The organism is Deltaproteobacteria bacterium, from assembly GCA_009930495.1.
GTDB lineage: Bacteria > Desulfobacterota > Desulfovibrionia > Desulfovibrionales > Desulfomicrobiaceae > Desulfomicrobium.
Map to the genome: position 1 here is coordinate 1 of RZYB01000255.1, position 2,872 is coordinate 2,872.

3 protein-coding genes are annotated in these 2,872 nt (G+C 64.4%); all 3 read left to right on the plus strand.

Annotation, left to right across the window (positions count from 1 at the left end; all coding sequences use genetic code 11):
* Positions 1–1,125, plus strand: a 1,125-nt coding sequence (locus EOL86_13390) for a PAS domain-containing sensor histidine kinase (protein NCD26569.1), incomplete at its 5' end; no start/stop codon positions are given.
* On the plus strand, positions 1,122–2,525 hold the full coding sequence (locus EOL86_13395; GenBank protein ID NCD26570.1) for a sigma-54-dependent Fis family transcriptional regulator: 1,404 nt from the start codon (positions 1,122–1,124) through the stop codon (positions 2,523–2,525). The genes EOL86_13390 and EOL86_13395, both read left to right, overlap by 4 nt.
* 212 nt (positions 2,526–2,737) lie before the next feature.
* Positions 2,738–2,872 (plus strand): response regulator (locus EOL86_13400; GenBank protein ID NCD26571.1); only part of this gene is annotated, 135 nt, incomplete at its 3' end.

Sequence of the window (2,872 nt, forward strand, 5' to 3'; positions counted from 1 at the left end):
GACAACATTCCGGAAGTGTTCTGGCTGCACCAAATCGACCCGCCCCAGGTTCTCTTTGTCAGCGCGGCCAGCACGCGGATTTTCGGTCTGCCGCCGCAGGCCGTGCAAAGCGATTTCAAAGGGTTCATGGCCCGCATCCATCCGGACGACCGCAAGCGGATCAGCACCTCCTTCCAGCGCCCCTCCGCAAGTACCGCGTCCGAGGACACGTTCGTTTTCTTCCATGCGGACGGAACCAGGCGCACCCTGCATACCAAGATTTTTCCCATCCGGGACGACGCCGGGCAGTGCACCCTCCTCGCGGGCATCACCGAGGACTGGACAAAACGCCTGGAGGTCCAGAAGCAGGAACACGTCCAGCAGGAACGCATGATCCAGGCCGATAAGATGATCTCCCTGGGCATCCTGGCCGCCGGCGTGGCCCACGAAATCAACAACCCGAACCATCTCATCCGTCTCAACGCCCAGGCCGTGCGGCAGATCTGGGAACTGGCCCATGAACATCGACACATGCACGACGGGCCGGACAACGATCCCGAGCTGGCGCGCGTGCTCGGCGAGGTTCCCGGACTGCTCCAAGGAATGCTCAAGGCCTCGGACCGCATCCGCGACATTGTCCGGCACATGAAGGATTTCGCCCGACCGGACGATATCGCGACGGAACAGGCCGTGGATATGGGCGCCGTTCTGCACGACGCCCTGGAACTTACGGCCAACACCCTCAAAAACACCACGAACCGCCTTAAAGTGGACGTGGACAAGGATCTGCCGACAGTACGCGGCAACCATCAACGCCTGGAGCAAGTCGTGATCAACCTGCTCATGAACGCGGCCGAAGCCCTGCCCGGCAAGGATAGGGGGATTTTCATCCGCCTTGGCCGCCGCGACGCGAAACGCGTGGAACTCACCGTGCGCGATGAAGGCCAGGGCATGTCGCCGGACGCGTTGCACCATGTCTTCGATCCCTTTTTCACCACCAAACGCGACCAGGGCGGCCTGGGTCTGGGCCTGGCCATCAGCCGGACCATTGTCGCCGCCCACGGAGGAGAACTCGGTTTCGAGGCAGCACCCCACGGCGGCACCGTGGCCCGCGTGACGCTACCGGCCATGGAGCGGCCGTCGTGAGCAGCCGCGTCTACCCGCCCCGCCCCGTGCTGCTGGTGGACGACGACGCCAGCATCCTGACCACCCTGCGCATCACCCTGAACCTGGCCGGCATCACCAACATCATCTGTCAGGCCGACGCGGAGTCCGCCCTGGCAACCGCCAGGGAAACGGATATCGAGGCCGTGCTCCTGGATGTGCTCATGCCGGGCCGCAAGGGGAACGAAATTCTCCAGGAGCTGCTCAGCCTGCGGCCGGACCTGCCGGTCATCATGGTCACCGGCGTGGACGATCTGGATCTGGCCGTGGCCTGTATGCGCCACGGCGCTTTTGACTACATCCGCAAACCCGCCGATGCCGAGCGCATTGTTTCCGCCCTGACCAAGGCCGTCGATGTGGCTGCCGTGCGCCGCGAACGCCGACGACTTTCGGCGGAATTCCTCAAACCCGCGCCGCCCAAACCCACGGCCTTCAACGACTTCATCTCCATCAGCCCGGCCATGCTCCGGATCTTCCAGTATTGCCAGGCCATCGCCCCCAGCCCGGAGCCCGTGCTCATCACCGGGGAAACCGGCGTGGGCAAGGAGGTTCTGGCCGGGGCCATCCACAAAATCAGCGGCCGGGACGGCGAATTCGTGGCCGTGAACGTGGCTGGCCTTGAAGAGCAGACCTTCGCGGACACGCTCTTCGGCCATGTCCGGGGCGCGTTCACCGGCGCGGACAGACCGCGCGGCGGCCTCATGGAGCGGGCCGCCGGCGGCACCCTGTTTTTGGACGAAATCGGCGACCTGCCTGTCCAGCCCCAGATCAAACTGCTCCGCGTCCTGCAGGAACGCGAATTCCACCCCCTGGGGTCGGACAAACCCAAGCCCATGACCGCCCGGATCATCACGGCCACCAATCGTTCCCTGGCGGATTTGAGCGACGGGCAGCGCTTCCGGGCGGACTTTTTCTTCCGCGTCACGACCCACGCCCTGACCATTCCGCCCCTGCGCGAGCGTCCCGAGGACATCGCGCCCCTGAGCGAACATTTTCTGGCTCTAGCCGCCCAGGCCTTTGGACGCCCGGTGTCCGCACCGCCGGAACTGATCCCCCTGCTGCGCCGCCATCCCTTTCCCGGCAACGCCCGCGAACTCCGCGCCCTGATCTTCGACGCCGTGGGCAGGAGCCAGGGCTCGTTGGACCTGGACGACATCGCCGCCCGTCTCAGTCTGCCCCGGCCCGGCCCCGCGGAAACGCGGCCGGACCTGTCCTTTGGAGACTGGCCCGTGCTGCCGACACTGCACGACGCCGACCGCGCCCTGGTGGCCGAGGCCCTGAAACGCGTGGGCGGCAACCAGCGCCAGGCCGCGGCCCTGCTCGGCATCTCCCCACAGGCCCTTTGTGCCCGTCTGAAACGCGGCGGGAGCACCAACACATAAACAAAGGTTGATGCATTCCAAAAAATTGATATCCGGCTGCGCACCCGGTACGCGCCCCCCAGACGCCGGAGCGTGGCCGCCACATCAACGTTGATTGATCCCGTCTCGTCTCTCCCTGCTCTCAAAAATCCGCAACCACCCAATATAAAAACAAAATAAATCCAAACAGTGCTGGTACGCGTCTTGATAGAAGCGCTTTGGATAAACCCTCCATGAACCAAGCACTCCACACATCCCGGCCCACGATTCTGCACATTGACGACGAACAGCTGATGCGTCTGACCGTGGGCGACTATCTGCGGGACAGCGGCTACGCGGTCCTGGAAGCGGCATCCGCGCCCGAAGGG